Genomic DNA, 22,024 nt, shown 5'->3' with positions numbered 1-22,024 from the left:
TCCTCGCCCGCGCCGGGACCGCCGAACCAGACGATCGGGCGGCGCGGATCGAGCCCGTCCATCACCTCGGGCAACGTGGGACCCACCTGATCGGCGCGCACCACGCACACGTGACACGCGGAGCCGAGCGTCGGCGCGCGGCGGCCTTGACCGCACCGCCGTCCAGCACGATCGCCCCGGAGTCGGCGGCCGCGGCCACGCACGACGTGACCACCGCGTCGACGTCCTCTACCGTGCTCCGCTCGACGAGCGGGCTGTCGGGCACCACCGTGTGCGCGGCGTCGCCCGACCACACCGAGAGCCACTCCTCCGGCAGCCCGTCGGGCGCCAGCACCGACCGCGCCTCGTATTCGCGCAACGCCGTGTCCACCAGCCACGGGATCTGGGCGACCGCGACGCGGTGCACCGGCACGCCGATGTCCTCCAACCGGTCGGCGAACGCGTCGGCCAGCGCCGCCTGCTCGTGGGCCGCCTTCACCGGCGCGCGCCCGCGCTCCCCGCGCGGCACCCGCACCACCCGTTCGTCGTCGGGCAGGTCGATCAGCGCATCGCGCACGCGGCGCAGCATCTCCTCGCGGGAGTTCACGTCTCCCGCCTGTTCACCCAGCATCCCACTCCCCCGGCGGCCGCCACCGCCTCCCGGCTTCCGTGCACGGCGGTGGGACGCACGCGCCCCACCCCATCTCGCAGGATACCGACTCCCCGCGCGGGCCCCGGCCCGGCGGCGCCCACCCGGGGCCGCCCGCCGGCCGGGCCGCACCCATGCCCGCTCAGACCGTCGCTTCCACGGTCTTGTCGCCGCGATGCTCCACGGCGGCCAGCACCAAACCGTGGTCGTCGGCGTCGGCGCGCACGGTGTCGCCGGGTTCCAGGCCGCCGTCGAGCAGCAGGCGCGACAGCTTGTTGTCCAGTTCCTTCTGCACCGTGCGGCGCAGCGGCCGCGCGCCGTACTCGGGTTGGTAGCCGTGGTCGGCCAGCCAGTCCACCGCCGACTCGGTGATGTCGAGATCGATGTCCTGAGCGTGCAGCAACCTGCGGGTGCCGTCGAGCACCAGCTCCACGATGTCGCGCAGTTCGCGCCGGTCGAGGCGGTGGAAGACGATCGTCTCGTCGATGCGGTTGAGGAACTCGGGGCGGAAGTGCTGCCCGAGGCGCTCCATCAGCTTCGGCGTGATCGAGTCCACGTCGCCGTCGGGGGCGGACAGGATCAGGTCGGAGCCGATATTGCTGGTCATGATGACGATGGTGTTCTTGAAATCGACGGTGCGGCCCTTGCTGTCGGTGACCCGGCCGTCGTCGAGGAGTTGCAACAGCACGTTGAACACGTCGGGGTGCGCCTTCTCCACCTCGTCGAACAGGATCACCGAGTACGGCTGCCTGCGCACCTTGTCGGTGAGCTGGGCCGCGTCGTCGTAGCCGACGTATCCGGGCGGCGCGCCGACCAGCCGCGACACCGTGTGCTTCTCCTGGAACTCGCTCATATCGAAGCGGATGAGCCGGTCCTCATCGCCGAACACGGCCTCCGCCAACGCTTTCGCCAGCTCGGTCTTGCCGACGCCGGTGGGTCCGAGGAACAGGAACGAGCCGATCGGGCGGTTCGGATCCTTGAGACCGGCGCGCGCCCGGCGCACCGCCTCGGCCACCGCCACGATCGCCTCCTCCTGGCCGATGACGCGCTTGTGCAGCACATCCTCGAGCTTCAGCAGGCGTTCGCGCTCCTCGGTGGTGAGGTCGGCGACCGGGATGCCGGTCTGGCGCGACACCACCTCGGCGATATCGGTGACGGTGACCTCCGGCTCGTCCGCGGACTCCGCCGCCGACACCGAGCGCTCGGCCTCGGCGATCGCGGCCTTGAGTTCGTTGGCCTTCTCGTAGTCCTCGGCAGCCACCGCGGCGTCCTTCTCGCGGCGCAGCCGGGCCAGTTCCTCTTCCTTGGACCGCAGGTCCGGGCCGGGCGTCCGGGTGCGCAGGCGGACCCGCGCACCCGCCTGGTCGACCAGGTCGATCGCCTTGTCCGGCATGAACCGGTCGGTCAGGTAGCGATCGGACAGTTCCGCCGCCGCGATCAGCGCCTCGTCCTGATACCGCACCCCGTGGTGCTCCTCGTACACGTCGGCCAGGCCGCGCAGGATCTCGATGGTGTCCTCGACCGAGGGCTCCGACACCATGACCGGCTGGAACCGCCGCTCCAGCGCCGCGTCCTTCTCGATGTGGCGGCGGTACTCGTCGATGGTGGTGGCGCCGATGACGTGCAGATCACCGCGGGCGAGCGCGGGTTTGAGCAGATTGCCCGCGTCCATCGACCCCTCGGAGCCGCCGCCCGCGCCGACGATCGTGTGCAGTTCGTCGATGAACAGGACGAGTTCGTCGCTGTGCGCGCGCACCTCGTCCAGGAGTTTGGTGAGCCGCTCCTCGAACTCGCCCCGGTACTTGCTGCCCGCCACCAGCGCGCCCAGGTCGAGGGCGATGACGCGCCGGTCGGCGAGCGTGCTCGGCACGTCGCCGTTGACGATGCGCTGCGCCAAACCCTCCACGATGGCGGTCTTCCCGACGCCGGGATCACCGATCAGCACGGGGTTGTTCTTGCGGCGGCGCGACAGGATCTCGACGGTCTGCTCGATCTCCTCGGCGCGCCCGACCACCGGGTCCACCTTGCCCGCCCGCGCTTCGGCGGTGAGATCGCGGCCGTATTCGTCCAGGGTCGGGGTCTGGCTCGGTTCCTGTTTGCCGGGGGCGATGTTCTTCGCGCCGGTGAGCAACGTCCGCGCGGCCGGGCCGTCACCGAGTTCGGCGATGCCGAGCAGGATGTGTTCCGGGCCGATGTAGCTGCTGCCCGCCTCGGCGGCGCTCCGCTGCGCCGCGCGCAACGCCGATTTCGCGGCGGGACTGAGGATCAGCGTCTCGTCGGCGGGTTCGGACGGTTCGCCGGTGTCCTCGGCGGTCCGCATCTGCTCGGCAACCTTGTCCGGATCGTGGCCGAGTTCGGCGAGGATGCTGCGGCCGGGTTCGGCCTCGGTGGCCGCGTAGAGCAGATGCTCGGGGGTGACTTCGGTGTTGCCCCAGTCGCGGGCGGCCTCCCGCGCGGAGTTGACGAGCAACTTGGCGTTATCGGTCATCAAGCGCCCCAGATCGATGCGCTGGACCGGTGGTCGCGCAGCCATCCCGGGACCGAAGAATCGCTGGAAGATATCGTCGAAGGAATTCATCGAGTGCGGCCAACCCTCGGTCATGTCCACCTCACTGCGTCGGCGGCGCGTGGGCGCCGGCACGAATCACGGACGGTGCCGGACGCGTCGGCACCGGGACTTGCTCACGGTTCACGCTCGTTCACCTCGCGTCCCCCTGACGCCGGGGCGACCGAGCGGGAGTCGCCTCCCGCTCCCTGGCAACGTACCGCCGCCGCGCGGGGGGTGGCAACCGGTTCGTGCGTGTTCCACGCGGGAGTGGTTAACGGGTGGTTATCGGCAGTGCAGGCCGGTGGGTGAGCGGTGGATCGCCTGAGGGCGGGCGAGCACCGCGCTCGCAGGTAGGCGGACGCGGGCGCGGTTGGTCCTTCTGGATGCGCCTATCCTTCGACCATGGATACGGCTCGCTCGCGAAGCCCGGCTCCGGTGGCGTACCGCACGCTCGACGCTCTCGACGACGCGGTCTCTCACTGCCGCGCCTGCCCGAGGCTGGTGGCGTGGCGCGAGCAGGTGGCCCGCGAGAAGCGCGCCGCCTACCGCGACGAAACCTATTGGGGCCGACCGGTCCCCGGCTTCGGCTCCGCCGACGCCCGCCTCCTCATCGTCGGCCTGGCCCCCGCCGCCCACGGCGGCAACCGCACCGGCCGCATGTTCACCGGCGACCGCAGCGGCGACGTCCTCTACGCCGCCCTGCACGCCGTCGGCCTCGCCAACCAACCCACCTCCGTCCACCCCGGCGACGGACTCCGCCTGCTCGGCACCCGCGTCACCGCCCCCGTCCACTGCGCCCCACCCGACAACAAACCCACCCCCGACGAACGCGACCGCTGCCGCCACTGGCTCACCACCGAACTCGACCTCCTCGCCCCCACCCTCCGCGCCATCGTCGTGCTGGGCGGATTCGGTTGGCAGGCACTACTTCCCGTCCTCTCCGACGCCGGGTGGTCAGTACCCCGCCCCCGCCCCAAGTTCGGCCACGGCGTGCGCATCAACCTCTCCCCCGGCCCCTCCCGCCCCCACCCCCTGGCGTTGTTCGGCTGCTACCACGTGAGCCAGCAGAACACGTTCACCGGGAGATTGACTCCGGAGATGATCGAGAAAGTTCTCGCCGAGGCCGGGGCGGCCGCCGGGCTGAAAGTCAGCGGGCCGTGAATGTCTCCCCACCGCACGGACCCTCGGAGATCATGAGCCGTGCGCCGGCAATGACTGCATGAACGCCTCCGCGACCCGGATTTCGTCAACCCCCTCCAGACCCACGTTGTCGATATTCAGCACCACAGAACTGATCATTCGGCACGCTCGCCTTCATTGAACTCAGCCATCGCATCGATGCATCGCCCGAAGATCACACGCAACCGTTCACCCACGGCCGCTTGGTCCCTGATCGTCCCACTGACCGGCGCGTAAGCGGGCGTCGCCACTATGAGCGGAGGTAGCCCATCCGCGCGCCGATTCACCAGAACCTGTGCGCGGTCGCGCTCGGGAACGCCCCCGTACCTGTCGTGTGCCATGAAGCCTGGAAGAATCGTGGTATCGCAGCCCGGTGAAATTTCCTTCGGAATGCCTCGTCCACCCCAGCGAACCGCACCATTTCACTCAACTCAGCCCCACTTGCCAACTCAGGTGTGATCGGGTCGTAGTAGGTCCGAATTTTCATCGCGATTACGCCGTAGAATTTGACAACCAGCACATCCGGGCTACCGGGTCTCTCGATGCTCCGAATTTCGAGCTCAGAATGGGTTACGCTGTATCGCCACGGTTTGCACTTCCTGTCGAACGCAACCGGAAGTTCGAACTCCGCTTGGGCTTCGCCATCGTCATGTGAAGGGGTTGCCATATCGACTGCCGTTTCGATAGAAGTTTACATTGTTCCATGACGCACGATTATCCTGAATGAATCCCAGCTCCCACGGTGTCGCATGTCCATCGAACCGAGGATCGAAATTCCGAGCCGACCGTGCAGCCGACATCCATTCAGAGTCGGACAAACCATCCAGGTTGAAATGAATGGGGGTGCTTCCATCAAGGACGATGTCGCGCACCGTCATCCGCACCGCCGCCACGATGCTGCCGGCCATCGAAATCGCCTGCGACGCCGCCGAAGCCGCCTCCACCGCGGCCGAGAGCGCATCCGCGGTCTCCGCCGCCCGCGTCTTGTACGCGGAGGCCGCGGCGCCCTGCCACTCCTCCGTGTCCGACCCCACGGCACTCTTGTGCGACGCCGCCGTCTCGGCGATCTTCGCCGACACGTTCTCCCAGGTCTTCGCGTAGGCGGTGATCTGATCCGGGTCCCCCGCAACCCAATCCAGAGCGTCCTGCAACGGCTGCACGTGCTCGATCAGGAACCCGACCCCGAAGCCCGCCAGGGTGCCCAGCGGGTCGACAACCATCGCGGCGACCTCGATGCCGGTGGCCACCAGCCCCACCTCGGCCTCGATCCACGACCCCGACGATATCGCCGAATTGAGATCGGCTACGGTCTCGAAAAGCGTGACGCCGGAATACCATTCGGTGGAATCCTCCACCGAGGCGATCAGCGGATTCGACCTGCTCCCCCCGGCAGATCACTCTGCGCCGATTTCACCTTGTTCGCATTCGACGCGTCGGTGGTGGTGAAACCGTCCGCCACCTGGCGCAGCTTTCCCGCATCGACGCCGACCGCGTCGATCGCGGCCTGGATCGCCGCGATCCCGTCTTCCTGCACCGAATCCACGAACAACGGCGGCAAGAACGCGCACAACTTGCCGAACGCGTCCGAGGGCGCCGATACCGCCCGCGCCGCCTCCAACGCCTGCGCCAACGGCGCCGCCAGCTTCTCCACATTCCCCGCGTGCGTCCGGATACGCTCCGGATCGACGTTCAACGAGTCGCTCAACGACACCACCCCCATGAAAGCCGTCCGGCATCCTCTCGGCCGAGCGCTGAGGAACAGGATGGCGGGGCGGGCGGCCCCGACGGTCCGGACGACTTCGCCCCGTGAGGAGTCGCACACCTGGGCAGGGCTTTTCGGGCACTTCGACCCGCGTCGGATGCCTATCGAGCGACCCGTACCGACGGAGAAGTGATCACCTCCGGGCAGGGCCGACGCGAGGGCACGCTGCCGGAAGTCCAGACCGCGAACACAGCGTGCGAAGGCGATCATGACTGACGGGCATCTCGTGCCGGCGCAGGGCCGCTCCACTGTCGCGGCGGCGTCTCACGTCCACGCCAGTCGGCCCTCTCGCGCGCGGAGCACCGTCGGATTGGACGTAACGATCCTTGGACACCCGAATAACAGTTCGAGAACGACAGCCGGAGCGCGGCTCCGGCGGGACCGCTCGCGCAGTCGTTCGAGGCCTGCGGCAGCTCTAGAAATACGGACAATCCGAGCGAAACGGCATCTGCTCGACCATTCAGCTAATCTGTGGACACTCGAATCTATTCCGGACTGATTCGCAGACCACAGTCCCAGTTCCGGCATGTTCCCTCCCACTTCCGTCTTGCTCGGTCCGGAATTCGGTGAATGATCGACAGCGGCGCCAGCGGAGGTATCCGATTCAGCACACATCTAGCAATGCCGCTTCCTGCGTGCGGGTCATTAGTTTCGGCAGGGAATGACATGATGAACTCTCGTATACGACTGCGGCGGGCGGCGACCCTGGCCACCGCAGCTCTCAGCACGACCGCACTCGTCGCGGTCGCCGCACCCGTGGGCCATGCCGACGGTCTGGAGATCGGCACCGGCTCGGCGGGCCTCAGCTTGGGGTCCTCCGGAATCGACGCCCGATCGACCACGACCGGCAGTGCCGGCATTCCGCTCGCCCTGGAGCCGGGGAGCGCCGGAGGCGCACTCGGCGCGGGGTCCGGGAGTGCGACCGGAATCGAAAGCGGTAGTGCCGGAACAGCACTCGGCCTCGGCACGGAAGCGCTCGGTAGCGGAAGCGGTGTACTCGAAAGCGGTAGTGCCGGAACAGCACTCGCTCTGGGGACCGGGAGCACGGACGCGCTGGGTTCCGGCAGCGCGAGCGCGTCAGGGTCCGGCAGCGCGAGCGCGTTGGGATTGGGCAGCGCCGAAGCGCTCGGCGCAGGGAGCGCGGGTTCCGCACTCGGGCTCGGAGCCGGTGCGCTGGATGCCGGATCGTCGGCGCTCGCCACGGGCAGCGCGGTGGCGGTCGGCCCGTTGCTGACCACATTGCTGGGAGTGGGTGCGGGTAGCGCCGGCTCACTCGGAACAGGAAGCGCCGCAGGGGCTCTGACCACGCTGGGCACCGGCAGCGCCGGACTGCTCGGCACCGGAAGCGCGACAGCGGCACCGCTACTGACCACTCTGCTCGGCGTCGGCACGGGCAGCGCTCTGGGCGGGGCGGCGCTGTTCGGCACCGGAAGCGCGGCAGCGGCTCCGCTACTCGCCGTCCTCGGGACAGGCAGCGCATTCGGCGGGATCGGCACGCTGGGGCTGCTGCTCAGCACCGGAAGCGCGGCCGTGGGTAGCGCAGCCCTCGGCAGCGCGGCGGTGGGTAGTGCGGCGGTGGGCAGCGCGGCGGTCGGCGCCGGCGCCGGGGCGGCCGCGCTCGGCGGGTTGGCGCTCGGCCCGACCTCCCCCGCACCGAAGGGGCAGCAGCCAGGCGCGCCCTCGGGCGGCAATCCCGGCGCGCCCAGTGGGGCAGCTCCGGGCAGCAGCGCCGCGGGCACGTCCGCACCCGATGGCCGAACCTCGACCGCCGGTGGCCCTTCCACCGATTCGGCCGTCACATCCGCTCCCGGGTATCCCATCCCCACGGGGCACCCGGAAACCGGCCTGGGCGGTGCCCTGCACTCCGCGCGCGCTGTGCTGGCCGGCCTCGGGCTGGTGGCGCTGGTGGCGGCGGTCTACCTCATCCGTCGACCGAACAGAATACGCGCGACCGGCCGCTGAACGCCGAACCCCACCGTGGTCTGGACCGGCCCGGTCGATCCGGTCACCGATGTGACCGGATCGCCGGGCGGAACCTCATTCGGATCCACGACGAGAATCTCTCGCCGCGACCACAACCCATCCAGCGGCATAGGCAGTGAACCGAATCGCCGACAACCCCCTGAAATCACACCCGGGACCACGAATGAAAACCCCTCGCCGCGAACACAACCCGCCCCCTGTCGAAGCGAACCAACACACCCGGCCCCCTATCGCATCGACGCCGGAACCCGCCACTGACCCGAAACACCGCTTCCGCGTACGGGCATCGCTCACGCTCCTCACCATTGCGGCAACCCTGTTCACGGCCTCCGCCCTCACCACCGCACACCAGGTGTCCACGCCGCCCAATGACGGCACGGGCGCTCTCAGCGCCCCGACACCCCCCGCGGGCGCGCTCCCCCGCTCCACCCCCACCGCGCTCTCCATCCCCGCCCTCGACCTCAGCATTCCACTCGACCGGGTCGCCCTACGCCCGGACGGAACTGTCGCCGACCCGGCGCGTTTCGATCGCCCGTCCTGGTACGAATCAGGCGCCACGCCAGGCGAACTCGGCTCGGCGGTGATCCTCGGCCATGTCGACTCCTATCGCGGCCGCGCCGTCTTCTTCCGCCTCGGCGAGCTACGCCCCGGCGACACCGTGCGCGTCGACAGAGCCGACAACACTACTGCCGAATTCCTCGTCACCCGCACTGAAACCGTCCCCAAGAACGCCTTCCCGAACCAGGCCGTCTACGGCTTCCACGGCACCGCCGACCTCCAATTGGTCACCTGCGGAGGAAGTTTCGACCCGGTCCGTCGCACCTACCGCGACAACGTGATCATCTACACCACGTTCACCGGCACCGAATCCTCCGCCCTGGCCCACTGAGCAGTTCGCCGGCCGACTGCCGCGCCACCGCCCGCATCGCCCGGACCTGCGCGGCGACGTACCGCGAGCGCGCGGGCTCGAACGGCAGCGTGCCGAGCAACCGGTCGGCGTCATCCACCAATCGACCGGCGGGCGGCGGTTCCTCGGCGTCCACCTGCCGGTTCCATTCGGGCGGCCCCTGGTAGATGAGCGCAGTCCCGCTCACCTGCCGATCGAGCCGCAGGGCCAGCAGCGGTAGTCGCGGATCCACTCCTGTCGCGTCGTCATCGTCGCCTCCACACTTCGACAGTCATCACCGCGAAGCTAGCTGTACGATTTTTCGTACAGCGCGCGTTCGAGGAGGAGCTATGCCTCGCACCGTCTGGCTGCGCGATCAGGGTCCGCCGCGCAAACCCCGGCTCTCCCGGGAGCGGATCGTCTCGGCCGCAATGGATCTGCTGGACGCGGAAGGCGTCGACGGATTCTCCATGCGACGGTTGGCCGCCCGCCTGGACGCGGGCACGATGTCGCTCTACGCCTACGTCGAAACCCGAGAGGACGTGCTGGACCTGGCCCTCGACGCCGCGTTCGCCGAGATCGACCGCACACCGGACGACGCGAACGCCCCGTGGCGGGAACTCCTGACCCGCCAGCTCACGCGCAGCCGGGAGGTGATGCGCCGCCACCCGTGGATCCCGGTCCTCACCGCGACCCGCCCGCTGCTCGGCCCGAACGCCCTCGCCCGTTCCGAACTGTTCTACGCCGCGCTCGCTCGCGCGGGACTGTCCGGTCCGCCCCTGCTCGCGGCGGTCGGCGCGCTGAGCTACTACGTCAGCGGATTCGTCGCGTCGGAGAACGTGTGGCGGGCCACGATGCGCGATTCCGACGACGAGAAGCACCTACGGCGCGACGCCCAGGCCCACATCGATGAGCGCGCCGACCGGTATCCCGCGCTGTCCGCGCACGCCCACCTCGAGTTCTCCGATTTCGACGAGTCGTTCGCGCTCGGCCTGAACATCGTCCTGGACGGCATCGAGGCGCAACTGCCGCGATGAGGACGGGGCGACGCCCCGCGTCAGGACACCGACACGGCGTCGGATTCCGGGGCCGCGCCGCGTGAGTCCGGCGCGGCGAGACGCACGGCGTCCGCCGCCATGTCGTCCACCTGCTCATTGGAGCGGATCTCCGCCTCCACACGCGCCCGGTAGTTCTCGATCTCGCGCGCGACGGCGGACTCGTCCCAACCCAAGTGCGGCGCGACCAGTTTCGCCACCTCGCCCGCCAGAAGGACGCCGCGGTCGACGGTTTCGACCGAGAGCCGCGTGCGGCGGGTGAGGATGTCGTCCAGGTGCAGGGCGCCCTCGTGGGTGACAGCGTAGACGATCTCGGCGCGCAGGTACCGCGAATTTCCCAGCGGGGCAGCCAGTTCCGGGTCGGCGAAGATCAGGTCGCGCAATTCGGCGACGGCGCTGCCGTAGCGGCCCAGGAGGTGGTCGACGGTGCGGGCGTCGACGCCGAACTCGGCGGCCAGGCGGGAACGCGACAGCGACAGTTCGCGGTAGCCGTGGGCGCCGACCAGCGGAACCTTCGCGGTGCGCGAGGCGCCGACGCGGCCGGGCAGGTCACGGACCGCCAGATCCACGGCGTCGGCGGCCATCACGCGGTAGGTGGTGTACTTGCCGCCCGCCACGATCACCAGGCCGGGCACCGGGTTCACCACCGTGTGCTCGCGCGAGAGCGCGCTCGTCTGCGCCACGTCACCCGCCGCCAGCAGAGGCCGCAACCCCGCGTACACGCCGACGATGTCCTCATGGCCGATGGGCTGCTCGAGCAGACGATTCACCTGCGCGAGAATGTAATCGATGTCGGCGCGGGTGGCGGCGGGGTGGGCGAGATCGTGGTCCCAGTCGGTGTCGGTGGTGCCGATGACCCAGTGATCGTCGCTCCACGGGCACGGGATGACGAACAGCAGGCTCTTCTCGGTCTCGGTGATGAGCCCGACCTCGGAGTCGATCCGGTCGCGCGGCACCACGATGTGCACGCCCTTGGAGGTGCGGATGCCGAATTCCCGGTCGCCGCCCAGCATTTCCTGGATCTCGTCGGTCCACGGCCCGGCCGCGTTGATCACGCGCTTCGCGCGCACGTCGATCCGCCGCCCGGTCTCCAGATCCCGCACCACCGCGCCGACCACCTGGTCGCCCGAGCGCAGGAAGTCCACCACGCGCGCACTCGAGGCGACGTGCGCGCCGTGGCTCGCGGCCGTGCGCGCCAGCATCATGGTGTGGCGCGCGTCGTCGAGCTGCCCCTCGTAGAAGCTGACGCCGCCGTGCACCCCGCCGCGCTTGGCTCCGGGGAAGCGCGCCAACGTCTTCCGCTTCCCGAGGTGCCGATGGTGCGCGGGCACACCGCGCCCCGCGCCGAGCACGTCGTACACGCCGACGCCGGCGCCGACCCAGGCCCGGTCCAGACCGGGCTTCTCGAGCGGGTACACGAACTCCACCGGCTTGGCCAGGTGCGGCGCGAGGGTGTCCAGGATCAGCGACCGTTCCCGCAGCGCCTCGAACACCAGCGCGAAGTTGAGCTGCTTGAGGTAGCGCAGCCCGCCGTGGATCAGCTTGGAGGAACGGCTGGAGGTGCCGGAGGCGTAGTCGCGGGCCTCCACCAGTCCCACGGTGAGCCCGCGTGTCACGGCGTCGAGCGCCGCGCCCGCGCCCACCACGCCCGCACCGACGACGAGCACGTCGAGTTCGGTGTTCGCCATGGTGTCGAGGGCGCGGGCGCGTCGCGCCGGGCTCATCGCGACCGGGGCGGTGAGGGATCGGTCGGCCATTGTCGGTGTCCTTTTCGGTAGTGGTTGCGCGCGTGCGCTGTTCAGTGCGTGGGGACCCAGTCGAGCGTCCGGTCGACGGCCTTGCGCCAGCCCTCGTATCCGGCGGCGCGCTGCGCGGGGGTCCATTCCGGCTGCCAGCGCGCCGATTCGCGCCAGTTGCGGCGCAATTCGTCGGTCCCGCCCCAGAATCCGACGGCCAGTCCGGCCGCGTAGGCCGCGCCGAGGGCGGTGGTCTCGGCGACGACGGGCCTGCTCACCGGCACACCCAGCACGTCGGCCTGGATGCGCATGCACAGGTTGTTCGCGGTGACTCCCCCGTCCACCTTCAGCACCTCCAGCGCCACACCGGAGTCCTTGACCATGGCGTCGGCCACGTCGCGGGTCTGGTAGCAGATCGCCTCCAGGGTGGCGCGGGCGATGTGGGCGTTGGTGGCGTAGCGGGTGAGGCCGACGATCGCGCCGCGGGCGTCGGAACGCCAGTGCGGCGCGTACAGGCCGGAGAACGCGGGCACGAAGTAGACGCCGCCGTTGTCGGCGACCTCGCCCGCCAATGTCTCGCTCTGCGAGGCGCCTTGGATGATGCCGAGCTGATCGCGCAGCCACTGCACGGCCGAGCCGGTCACCGCGATGGACCCTTCCAGCGCGTAGACCGGTGCGGCGGAACCCAATTGGTAGCAGACGGTGGTGAGCAGGCCGTTCGACGAGCGCATCGGTGTGGTTCCGGTATTGAGCAGCAGGAAGTTTCCGGTGCCGTAGGTGTTCTTCGCCTCGCCCGGTGCGAAGCACACCTGCCCGATCATGGCTGCCTGCTGATCGCCCACGGCGGCGGCCAGCGCCACCTCGCCGCCGAGCGGGCCGTGGGCGGCGGTGTGCCCATAGAGATCCGGGTCCGAGGAGGGGCGGATGGAGGGCAGCATGGCGCGCGGGATGCCGAACAGCGCGAGCAATTCGTCGTCCCAGTCCAGGGTTTCGAGATCCATGAGCATGGTGCGGCTGGCGTTGGTCACATCGGTGACGTGCACACCGCCGCGCGGACCGCCGGTGAGGTTCCACAGCAGCCAGGAGTCGATGGTGCCGAACAGCGCGTCGCCGCGGTCGGCCGCCGCGCGCAGGCCCTCGACGGTGTCGAGCAGCCAGCGCAGTTTGCCGCCGGAGAAATACGGGGCGGGCGGCAGGCCGGTCCGGTGCCGGATCAGCGCGCCGGCGCGGTCCTCGAGGTCGGCGGCGATGCGGTCGGTGCGCGTGTCCTGCCAGACGATCGCGTTGTGATATGGCCTGCCGGTGCGGCGGTCCCACACGACGGTGGTCTCGCGCTGATTCGTCACGCCGAGCGCGGCGAGATCGCCCGCGCGCAGGCCGTGGGCGTTGAGCGCGGTCTGGATCACCGCCGAGGTGCGCTCCCAGATCTCCACCGGGTTGTGCTCGACCCAGCCGGGACGCGGCAGGATCTGCTCGTGCTCGAGCTGGTGGCCGGCCACCACCGCGCCCGCGCGGTCGAAGACCAGGAAGCGCGTGCTGGTGGTGCCTTGGTCGACCGCACCGATGAGGTCTGGCATGTCTCGTTCTCCATGCTGTCCGTTGCCCGGCGCGCGTGGCCGGGGCGTCGTTGCCGACAGTAGGGAGCCGCCACCGGCCCGGCAACGGGGTCCGTACGACAATGTCGAACGTTTCGGCGCTAGGGTGGTGGGGTGCCGGGTCCGATCCAGTCGATCGAGCGCGCCGCCGCGATCCTGCGCGTGGTGGCGGACGCGCCGTTCGGCGTGGGCGTGGGCGAGCTGGCGAGCGCGCTCGGCCTGCCCAAGACCACGGCGCACGGTCTGTTGCGCACCCTGCTGCGCGTCGGCTACCTCGACCAGGACCCGCGCACGGGCCGCTACCTCGTCGGCACCGCCGCCCTCGGGCTCACCGCGCCGCCGCTGGACACCAACGTGCTGCGCTCCTACGCCATGAACTGGGCCGACACCCTCGCCGCCCGCACCGGCGAGTCGGTGCGCATCGGCGCGCTGCACGGCGAGCGGGTGCGGATCGCGCACCACGTCTTCCGCCCCGGCGGCGGTCCCCAGACGTTGCGCGTCGGCGTCGACCTGCCGTTGCACGCGACCGCGCTCGGCAAGGTGCTGCTCGCCTACACTCCCGGACTCACCGAGCGCGCCGGGACCGGCGCGCTCGCCGCCTTCACGCGCCGCACGATCACCGCCCCGCGCACCTTGGCGAGCGAGATCGCCCGGGTCCGCGCGCAGGGCTACGCCGAAGACGTGGGCGAGTACTCCTTCGAACGCGCGTCGCTCGCCGCGCCCCTGCGTGACGCGGGAGGGCGCGTGGTCGGCGCGATCGGCATCGTGGGCGACCTGGACCGGCTCACCGACCCATCGCACCGAGCCGCCCACCTCGACACCGTTCGCGCTGTCGCCCAGTCGATTTCGCGCGATCTCGCCGCCGAGCACCCCCGCCGATGAGCGCCGACACCCGCGCCCGCTACGTCCTGGCCGTCGACCAGGGCACCACTTCGAGCCGCGCGATCCTCTACGACGCGGCGGGACAACTGGTTTCGGTCGCGCAGCGCGAGCACCGGCAGCTGTATCCGGCGGCGGGGCGGGTGGAGCACGACGCCGCCGAGATCCATCGGCACGTGCGGGCGCTGATCGATCGGGTGATCGCCAAGGCCGGGATCCGCGCCGAGCAGGTCGTGGCGATCGGGATCGCGAATCAGCGGGAGACGACGGTCCTGTGGGACCGCGACACGGGCGTGCCCGTCGCCAACGCGATCGTCTGGCAGGACACCCGCACCGACGAACTCGTCGCCCGCCTGGCCGAGCGCGCCGATGCCGCCGAGGTGGTCGAGCGCTGCGGCCTGCCGCTGCTCGGCTACTTCGCCGCGCCCCGGGTGCGGTGGTTGCTGGATCGCGACGATCGCCTGCGCGCCAAGGCCGCACGCGGCGAGGTGCTGTTCGGCACCATGGACAGCTGGCTCATCTGGCACCTGACGGGCGGCCCGGACGGTGGCGTGCACGTCACCGACGTCACCAACGCCGGGCGCACCATGCTCATGAACCTGCGCACCCTGGACTGGGATGACCGGCTGCTCTCGTTCTTCGGCGTCCCCCGCGCGATGCTCCCCGAGATCCGTTCCAACGCCGAGGTATACGGCCACACCGCGGCGGGCATCCCCATCGCCGCCGCGCTCGGCGATCAGCAGGCCGCGCTGTTCGGGCAGACGTGTTTCGAGGCGGGCGAGGCGAAATGCACCTACGGCACCGGCAGTTTCCTGCTCGCCAACACCGGCACCGAACCCGTGCGCTCCACCCACGGGCTGCTCACCACCGTCGCCTTCCGGATCGGTACCGCGCCCGCGCACTACGCGCTGGAGGGATCGATGGCCGCCACCGGAACTCTGGTGCAGTGGTTGCGCGACCGCCTCGGCTTGATCGACGCCGCTCCCGAGATCGAGACTCTCGCGGGCACCGTCGACGACAACGGCGGCTGCTACGTCGTGCCGGCGTTCTCCGGGCTGTTCGCGCCCCGCTGGCGCTCCGAGGCGCGCGGCGTGATCGCCGGCCTCACGTCGTATATCACCAAGGGGCACTTGGCACGCGCCGTGCTCGAGGCCACGGCCTGGCAGACCCGCGAGGTGGTCGACGCATTGAACGCCGACACCCCGTACCCGCTCGCCGAACTGCGCGTCGACGGCGGTATGACCTCCAATAATCTGCTCATGCAACAGGTTTCGGACGCGCTCGGTGTGCCCGTCGAACGCCCGCTCTACTCGGAGACGGTCTCGCTGGGCGCGGCCTACGCGGCGGGACTGGCGGTCGGCCTCTGGCCCGATATGCCCGGCCTGCGCCGCAACCGCCACACCGCGAGCCGCTGGCTGCCCACCGTGCCCGAGTCCCGGCGCGACCGCGAATACCGCCGCTGGTCCCGAGCCGCCGAACTCACCTACAACTGGAACGAGCCTGACGAACCGTGAAGGCGCCCCGCCGACGCGGCGCCCCCGAACAGGCCGAGCCGTTGGCGAGCCCGGCGCGGCACCCGGCGCGTCGCGTTCGTCCCGGCTACCGTGCTGACCAGACCCGCCCGCACCGCCGGGCACCCCCGCGCGAGGAGGCGCCGTGCTCACCGTCGTCCAGATCCTGGCCGTGCTGGCCGCACTCCTGCACGGCTACATCTTCCTGCTCGAGTCCGTGCGGTTCGCCGACCCGAAGGTCTCACGCGGGCTGTTCGGCGTCGCCGAAGCCGATCTGCCCGCCGTGCGTCCCTGGGCCTTCAACCAGGGCTGGTACAACCTGTTCCTCGGCGTCGGGGCGCTCGTCGGTGCGATCCTGTTGCGCCCCAACCCGGATGCGGGATGGGCGCTGGTGATTCTGTCCTGCGGGTCGATGCTGGCCGCGGCGCTGGTCCTGGTCGCCACCGATCGCCGTATGATCAAGGCCGCCGCCAGTCAGGGTACCCTCCCCGGCCTGACCCTGCTGGCGAGCCTCACCCAACTCTGACGCCTCCGCCACGTCACCGAATGCCGACAGCGCCCCCGAAGATGCTCCGGGGGCGCTGTTCTCGGATCAAGCCTGGCGAAACCCTACGGGTTCAGCAACACCGGCAGGTGGCGGTGCCCGTTGGAGATGAAGCTCGGCACCGAGCCCAGATCGGCGTTCTCGTCGGCCAGCCGCATGTTCGGGAACCGGTCGAAGATCGCGGGCAGCGAGACCGCCGCCTCCAGCCGCGCCAGCGGCGCGCCGAGGCAGTGGTGCGCACCGTGCCCGAAGGCCAAGTGCTCCTTGGAGATCCGGTGCACGTCGAACTCGTCGGCGGTGTCGCCGTGCAGCTTCGGGTCCCGGTTGGCGGCCGCGTAGGAGGCGAGGATGGGGTCGCCCTTGGCGATGCGCACGCCCGAGACCTCGATGTCGTCCACGGCGAACCGCAGCGGCAGGTGCGCGACCGGCGCCTCGAAGCGCAGCGACTCCTCGATGAGGTCGGTCCAGGCGACCTGGCCCGACACCACGGCGGCCCGCTGCTCGGGGCGCGTCAGCAGTGCGTGGATCGCCTGATCCAGCAGGTTGACAGTGGTCTCGTGCCCGGCGCTGATCACCAGCAGCAGCGTGTCGATCAGTTCCTGCTCGGTGAGCTGGGTGCCGTCCTCCTCGTCGCGGTGCGAGACGAGCAGGCTGGTCATGTCGTCCCCCGGGTGCTCGCGCCGGAAGGCCACGAGTTCGCCCAGGATGCGGTACATCTCCATGTAGTTGGCCTGTGACTGCTCCGGCGTGAGGGAGGTGTCGAAGATGCCGTCGACACAGGTGCGCAGCCCGGCGTTCAGCGACTCCGGCACGCCCATCAGCTCCGAAATCACCTGGATGGGAAGCGGATACGCGAAACCCTCGCGCAGGTCGACCGGTTGGCCCTCGGGGGCGGCGGCGAGTTCGTCGAGCAGCGCGGCGGTGATCGCCTGCACCCGTTCGCGCATCGCCTCCGTGCGGCGGTGCGTGAACGCGGGGGCGACGAGCTTGCGCAGGCGGCGGTGATCGGCACCGTAGGCGGTGAACATGTTGTTCACCGCCACCCATAGGAACAGCGGCCAGTCCTGCGGGATCTCGCCGTTGATGAAGGCGGGCCAGTGCTGGCGCGCGTCCTTGGACACGCGCGAATCCACCAGCAGGCTCTTCAGCAGTTCGGCATCGCTCACCGACCAGGCACGCACTCCGCCGGGCAACTCCACCAGGGTCACCGGGCCGCGTTCACGCAGGCGCGCCGATTCACCCTGGATGTCGGCGCCGGTGGGATCGAGGACAAGGGGCTGGCTGTCCATCGGGTACTCCTTAATACACGTTCAGCGGAGGGGATTTCGGGAAGGTGACCGGAAGGGACACCAAGGCTCGATGGAAAGGTCCCGGCCGCCAGGTCAACTGGTCGACCGGGACCGCGAGACGCATCTCGGGCAGCGCGTCGAGCAGCTGGTCGATCGCGTCCTGCGCGATCAGATAGGCCGCCGACTTCGCCGGGCAGGAGTGCGGGCCCGCGCTCCACGCCAGATGCGAACGGTTGTCGGTGTATTCGCCCGCGTCGATGGCGGGATCGTTATTGCAGGCGGACATGCTGATGACCACCGGCTGGTGCGCGGGCAGCCACACGCCGTCGATGAGGATCGGCTGGCGCGGGTAGCTCACGCAGTAGTTGGCCATGGGCGGGTCGGTGAACAGCACCTCGTCCAGCGCGTCGCGGGTGGACAGGCTGCCGCCCAACAGGTTTCCGGCGAACCGGTCGTCGGTGAGCATGAGCAGCAGGGTGTTCACGATCAGGTTCTGCTGGGGTTCGATGCCCGCGCCGTAGAGGGTGACGAGCTGGTGGATCATCTCCACGTCGTCGAGCCCGACCGCGTGCTGGATCAGCCGCGAGGTGATGTCGTCGCCGGGCTGAGTGCGCTTGCGGGTGGTGAGGTCGAGCAGCGCGTCGGTGAGCATCGCGTTGCCCTTGTCGGCGTTGACGCCCTCGAAGATCGCGGCCATGCCGGTGGCCACCTGCTGGCCGATATCGCCTGGGCAGCCCAGCATTTCGTTGAGCACGGCGAAGGTGAGCGGGAAGGCGTACTGGCTGATCAGATCGGCCGCGCCGTCGGTGCAGAACGCGTTGATGAGCGGGACGGCGACGCGCTCGATGGTGGCGTGCATGGCGTGCAGATCCACCTCGCCGATGGCCGACACGTTCGCCTGCCGGTACCGGGTGTGGTCCAGGCCCGCGCTGCGCAGCGCGTTGGGCCGCCATTCCAGCATCGGCAGGATGGGGCACTCGCCCGGCACGTTCTTCTGCCAGTTGCGCGGATCGGCGGGAAAGTGCTCGGGGTCGTTGAGGATTCGCACGGCCGTGTGGTAGCCGATCACCAGGGTCGCGGGGATTCCCGGCGAGAGATCGACCGGCACCAGCGGGCCGTACCGGCGGCGCATCTGCCGGTAGGCGCGATGCGGGTCGGCGGCGAATTCCTCGGTGTAGAGCGGCACCCGGGGGCCGTCGGTGTCGATCGGCGAACTGTGCGGAACGGGGCAGACACCGGCGGAGGCCGTATGCGAGGGCGTGGTCAAAGTCGTGACTCCAGACGGTGGAACAGGAATTCGACGAGCGTGATGAGCGAGTGCAGGCAGGTGCCGCGGTTGCGGGCGTCCAGCGAGGTGAGCGGGGTGTCGGCGGTCAGGTCGAGCGCGTCGCGCACTTCCTCGAGCGGATACCGCTTGGCGCCGTCGAATTCGTTGACCGCCACCGAGTACGGCACGCCGCGCTCCTCGAGCACCGAGAGGACTTCGTCGGCCTTCTCGATGCGCCGGGTGTCGACCAGCACCAGCGCGCCCAGCGCGCCGCGAGCCAGTTCCTCCCACAGCGGCACGAACCGCTGTTGTCCCGGTGTACCGAAAAGATACAGTGCCAGTTGAGGATTCAGCGTGATACGCCCGAAATCCATGGCCACGGTGGTCTGCGTCTTCTCCGGCAGGCCCGCCATATCGTCCACGCCGATGCTGGCCTCGGTGATGGTCTCCTCGGTGCGCAGCGGCTTGATCTCGGAGACGCTGCTGACGAACGTGGTCTTGCCGACGCCGAAGTTGCCCGCCACCAACAGTTTCACCGACCGGGTGACGGTCTCCGGCACATAGTCGACGACGCGCTCAGGCCGAGAGAGCACGGAGCCCATTGAGTACCTCCTCCAACAGGGCGATCTCCGGCACGGTCTCGGCCGGTGTCGGCGTGCTCAGGTGCCCGCCGTCCATGAGATCGGAGACGACGATCTTCACCACCGAGGGCGGCAGATCCAGGTAGGCCGCGATCTCGGCGATCGAGAGCACGCCGCGCCCGCCGCACAGACCCAGTACCCGGCGCGCGTCCGGCCCGAGACCGGGTGCGGGGGGCAGCGCCGCGGCCACCAGCGTGACCAGATCCAGGTCGCGGGTCGCGCGGGAGCGCCCGCCGGTGCGCACATAGGCCCGAACCAGGTCGGGGTCGCGCCGGGACCTGGTCATGACCGGTCGCTGTCCGACCTCTGCCCCGACAGGCTGCCTAGCTCGTGCCCGACCCGGCCGGCCAGTTCGTTCATCCGGTGCGCGATGAGGGCCACGTCGATATCGGCCGTCGTCGAAACACCCAGCAGCGCACCCTCGCCCGCGGCGGTGATGAAGATCATCCCGTCGTCGTACTCGGTCACGTTCTGGCGCAGCCCGGTGCCGGGGCCGCCGCAGAACTCGCCCAGCGCCTTGCCGAGCGAGCGCAGCCCCGAGGCGGCGGCGGAGAACCGCTCGGCGTCGTCGCGGGCGATGCCCTTGGAGTGGGCGATGCGCAGTCCGTCGTCGGACAGCAGCACCGCGAAACGGACGCCGGGGATGTTCAGGTCTTCGAGAAGCCAGCCGAGCTTGTTGCTGCTGTCGGCCACGGCCGTGTTCGGGGTGCCCATCAACGTGTTCCTTCCGTGTTGTCGGCGGCGGCGCGGCCGCTCTTGGAACCGGTGTGCCATGCGGCGGCGATGTCGGGTCGTGCGAGCGCGGGCTGGGAACCGGTGTCGGTGCGCGCGACGACCGGGGGCGCCACTTCGCGGCGACGGCGTTTGGGCAACCCACCCTCGGTGATCTCGTGGGCGACGGGCTCGCTCTCGGCCTGCGCCACGGCCACCGCGACGGATTCGCGGACCGGCGCGGGTTCCGGGGCGGGCGCGCTCTCGCGGATCGGCGCGGCCTCGCGGGCCGGTGCCTCCGCCGGGGTGGCGGGCGTGCCCGCGGTCGAGTCCACCGGGGCCAGCAGGGCCTCCGGGATGTACACCATGGCGCGCATGCCTCCGTAGGCGTTGGGCCCGTCGATGAAGACGGTGAACCCGTAGCGTCGCGCCAGCGCCGCGGCGCCCGGGAAACCCACCTTCGGGGACGGGCCGAGCTGGTGGATGTCGATGGGGCGCTCGCCCGCGAGGATCTGCCTGGCCTCCTCCATCTGCTCGGGGCTCATCCGCACGCCGGCGTCGTCGATGATGACGGTGACGCCGTGGTGCCCCTCCTGGAAACTGATGTCCACGAAGGAGGTCGGCGGCGAGTAGCGCAGGGCGTTGTCCAGCAGGGTCGCCAGCGTGTGCACGAGCGGCTCCACGGCGCGCGAGACCACCACCCGCTCCGACTGGTTGGTGCGCACCCGCAGGTAGTCGCGCACGCGGCCGGTCGCGCCGCCCACCACGTCGGTGAGCGTCTGGGCGGGCCAGCGGCGGCCGGGCAGGCCGCCGCAGACGATCACGTACGACTGGGCCTGGCGGATCATCTGCTGGACGGTGTGGTCGATGCGGGTGAGCGTGGCGTACACCTCGTCGTCGCGGTGGGCGCGCAGCGCGCCGCTGACCACCTGGCTGACGTCGGCGCCGAGGCTCACCACGGAGGTGCCGAAGGAGCGCACCGCGCCGCTGGTGGCGTCGCGGGCGGCGGCGGCGATCTCCTCGCGGACCGCGTCCTCGGCGGCCCGGACCGCCTGGCGCGTCCGGTTCTCGGCGTCCAGCGCGACCTGCTCCGCGGTCTCGTTGCGCAGCAGGCGCAGGTCCTCGGCGTGCCGCTCGGCGATCCACTGCAGGAAGCCCGCCAGCCGCGAATTCTCCAGTCCGGCGGGCACTTCCACGGCGACGGTGGTCGTCTCGTGGCGCCGCGCGGCCTCGGTGATCGCGGGCAGCGTGTGGGTGGCGAAGTGGTCGAGCGCCTCCTCACGCCGGTCGCGATCGGCCGCGAGTGCATCGGCCCGCGCGCGCTCCCGGCGCATGGCGTTCATCGCGAACAGCACCACCGCCAGCACGAGCGCGGCGGCGAGGATCCAGGAAAGAAGTACGGCGATATCCAGATTCATCAGTTCTCTCGTGGTCGACGGGATCGAGTCCTCCCCCGATATCCCGCCCCCCTACGGCCCCCGCCTGAACCAGCACCCTGCCACCACAGATCTCCGTCTCGCCTGCCACGATGTCCGATCGTGTGAAGCCTGATCGGAATCAGTACCACGCCGACGGACCCGTGCCGCATCCTCTCGAGGCTCACCCGCACGCCTCACGATGCAGCGGGACGGTGATCGATGTATCGATCACCGGACCGATCGTCACCCACCCGACCGGCCGGGAACCCGGCGACTCGCCAACCCTAGCAGCATCACAGCGAAGTCTCATCGTATCCCGCTGAACCGCTGCGCTTTTCGCTGTGACCTGCACGAACGCCACAGCCCGGCAAGGGGGCTGGCCACCGGGGGCG

At 70.1% G+C, this 22,024-nt stretch carries 20 protein-coding genes; 7 read left to right on the top strand and 13 right to left on the bottom strand.

Annotation, left to right across the window (positions count from 1 at the left end; genetic code table 11):
• Positions 1–61: 61 nt before the first annotated feature.
• Positions 62–610 carry a hypothetical protein gene (locus OHB21_RS27205; RefSeq protein ID WP_195141954.1) on the bottom strand — a complete coding sequence of 183 codons (549 nt, stop codon included), beginning with the start codon at positions 608–610 and terminating at the stop codon, positions 62–64.
• Positions 611–770: 160 nt separating this feature from the next.
• Entirely contained in the window at positions 771–3,230 is a 2,460-nt protein-coding gene (locus OHB21_RS27200; RefSeq protein WP_067512162.1) for an ATP-dependent Clp protease ATP-binding subunit, read from the bottom strand.
• Between the two features lie 348 nt (positions 3,231–3,578).
• Here OHB21_RS27200 and OHB21_RS27195 point away from each other — a divergent pair, with 348 nt between their 5' ends.
• Positions 3,579–4,337 (top strand): uracil-DNA glycosylase, encoded by a 759-nt coding sequence (locus OHB21_RS27195; RefSeq protein ID WP_195124112.1) that lies wholly within the window; start codon positions 3,579–3,581, stop codon positions 4,335–4,337.
• Positions 4,338–5,002: 665 nt separating this feature from the next.
• On the opposite strand, the gene OHB21_RS27190 is transcribed toward OHB21_RS27195, so the two are convergent.
• The gene (locus OHB21_RS27190) at positions 5,003–5,710 is read right to left on the bottom strand and encodes a WXG100 family type VII secretion target (RefSeq protein WP_195124111.1); all 708 of its coding nucleotides are present in this window, start codon (positions 5,708–5,710) and stop codon (positions 5,003–5,005) included.
• Positions 5,711–5,718: 8 nt separating this feature from the next.
• On the bottom strand, positions 5,719–6,060 hold the full coding sequence (locus tag OHB21_RS27185; protein ID WP_195124110.1) for a type VII secretion target: 342 nt from the start codon (positions 6,058–6,060) through the stop codon (positions 5,719–5,721).
• 723 nt (positions 6,061–6,783) lie between these two features.
• On the opposite strand from OHB21_RS27185, the gene OHB21_RS27180 reads away from it, so the two are divergent.
• Together OHB21_RS27180 and OHB21_RS27175 are read left to right on the top strand one after the other, a co-directional pair.
• Positions 6,784–8,079, top strand: coding sequence for a hypothetical protein (locus tag OHB21_RS27180; RefSeq protein ID WP_328436191.1), 1,296 nt, complete (start codon positions 6,784–6,786; stop codon positions 8,077–8,079).
• A 373-nt stretch (positions 8,080–8,452) separates the two neighbouring features.
• The gene (locus OHB21_RS27175; RefSeq protein WP_195124108.1) at positions 8,453–8,989 is read left to right on the top strand and encodes a class F sortase; all 537 of its coding nucleotides are present in this window, start codon (positions 8,453–8,455) and stop codon (positions 8,987–8,989) included.
• On the opposite strand, the gene OHB21_RS27170 is transcribed toward OHB21_RS27175, so the two are convergent.
• Positions 8,955–9,239 carry a hypothetical protein gene (locus tag OHB21_RS27170; RefSeq protein ID WP_195124107.1) on the bottom strand — a complete coding sequence of 95 codons (285 nt, stop codon included), beginning with the start codon at positions 9,237–9,239 and terminating at the stop codon, positions 8,955–8,957. The two genes, OHB21_RS27175 and OHB21_RS27170, sit on opposite strands and share 35 nt — an antisense overlap.
• A gap of 97 nt (positions 9,240–9,336) precedes the next feature.
• On the opposite strand from OHB21_RS27170, the gene OHB21_RS27165 reads away from it, so the two are divergent.
• On the top strand, positions 9,337–10,023 hold the full coding sequence (locus OHB21_RS27165; RefSeq protein WP_195124106.1) for a TetR/AcrR family transcriptional regulator: 687 nt from the start codon (positions 9,337–9,339) through the stop codon (positions 10,021–10,023).
• A 20-nt stretch (positions 10,024–10,043) separates the two neighbouring features.
• On the opposite strand, the gene OHB21_RS27160 is transcribed toward OHB21_RS27165, so the two are convergent.
• The gene (locus tag OHB21_RS27160) at positions 10,044–11,798 is read right to left on the bottom strand and encodes a glycerol-3-phosphate dehydrogenase/oxidase (RefSeq protein WP_067512125.1); all 1,755 of its coding nucleotides are present in this window, start codon (positions 11,796–11,798) and stop codon (positions 10,044–10,046) included.
• 41 nt (positions 11,799–11,839) lie between these two features.
• Entirely contained in the window at positions 11,840–13,354 is a 1,515-nt protein-coding gene (glpK, locus tag OHB21_RS27155) for a glycerol kinase GlpK (RefSeq protein WP_195124105.1), read from the bottom strand.
• Between the two features lie 132 nt (positions 13,355–13,486).
• On the opposite strand from glpK (OHB21_RS27155), the gene OHB21_RS27150 reads away from it, so the two are divergent.
• The 3 genes from OHB21_RS27150 to OHB21_RS27140 all read left to right on the top strand — a co-directional run bounded on the left by OHB21_RS27150 (position 13,487) and on the right by OHB21_RS27140 (position 16,288).
• Positions 13,487–14,254: an IclR family transcriptional regulator gene (locus OHB21_RS27150; RefSeq protein ID WP_067512129.1), complete on the top strand. Its 768-nt coding sequence runs from the start codon at positions 13,487–13,489 to the stop codon at positions 14,252–14,254.
• Entirely contained in the window at positions 14,251–15,765 is a 1,515-nt protein-coding gene (gene glpK, locus OHB21_RS27145) for a glycerol kinase GlpK (protein ID WP_067512131.1), read from the top strand. Before OHB21_RS27150 ends, glpK (OHB21_RS27145) begins: the two co-directional genes overlap by 4 nt.
• 142 nt (positions 15,766–15,907) lie before the next feature.
• Entirely contained in the window at positions 15,908–16,288 is a 381-nt protein-coding gene (locus OHB21_RS27140; RefSeq protein ID WP_067512133.1) for a DUF1304 domain-containing protein, read from the top strand.
• 83 nt (positions 16,289–16,371) lie between these two features.
• Here the strand turns inward: OHB21_RS27140 and OHB21_RS27135 are convergent, their stop codons facing one another.
• Genes OHB21_RS27135 through OHB21_RS27110 form a run of 6 tightly spaced genes read right to left on the bottom strand, consistent with a single transcriptional unit; the run spans position 16,372 to position 21,632 of the window.
• On the bottom strand, positions 16,372–17,595 hold the full coding sequence (locus OHB21_RS27135) for a cytochrome P450 family protein (RefSeq protein ID WP_067512135.1): 1,224 nt from the start codon (positions 17,593–17,595) through the stop codon (positions 16,372–16,374).
• Between the two features lie 10 nt (positions 17,596–17,605).
• A complete protein-coding gene (locus tag OHB21_RS27130; RefSeq protein WP_195124104.1) occupies positions 17,606–18,862 on the bottom strand; it encodes a cytochrome P450 in 1,257 nt (418 codons plus the stop codon).
• Positions 18,859–19,464, bottom strand: a complete 606-nt coding sequence (locus OHB21_RS27125) for a GTP-binding protein (protein WP_067512138.1) — start codon at positions 19,462–19,464, stop codon at positions 18,859–18,861. The genes OHB21_RS27130 and OHB21_RS27125 overlap by 4 nt, the downstream gene beginning before the upstream one ends.
• A complete protein-coding gene (locus tag OHB21_RS27120; protein ID WP_067512140.1) occupies positions 19,439–19,789 on the bottom strand; it encodes a DUF742 domain-containing protein in 351 nt (116 codons plus the stop codon). The genes OHB21_RS27125 and OHB21_RS27120 overlap by 26 nt, the downstream gene beginning before the upstream one ends.
• A complete protein-coding gene (locus OHB21_RS27115) occupies positions 19,786–20,217 on the bottom strand; it encodes a roadblock/LC7 domain-containing protein (RefSeq protein ID WP_067512142.1) in 432 nt (143 codons plus the stop codon). Before OHB21_RS27115 ends, OHB21_RS27120 begins: the two co-directional genes overlap by 4 nt.
• Positions 20,217–21,632 (bottom strand): ATP-binding protein, encoded by a 1,416-nt coding sequence (locus OHB21_RS27110; protein WP_195124103.1) that lies wholly within the window; start codon positions 21,630–21,632, stop codon positions 20,217–20,219. Before OHB21_RS27110 ends, OHB21_RS27115 begins: the two co-directional genes overlap by 1 nt.
• Positions 21,633–22,024: the final 392 nt, after the last annotated feature.

This window comes from Nocardia puris (assembly GCF_036051655.1).
Taxonomy (GTDB): Bacteria; Actinomycetota; Actinomycetes; order Mycobacteriales; family Mycobacteriaceae; genus Nocardia; species Nocardia puris.
This window is presented reverse-complemented; position numbering and strand designations above follow the sequence as displayed.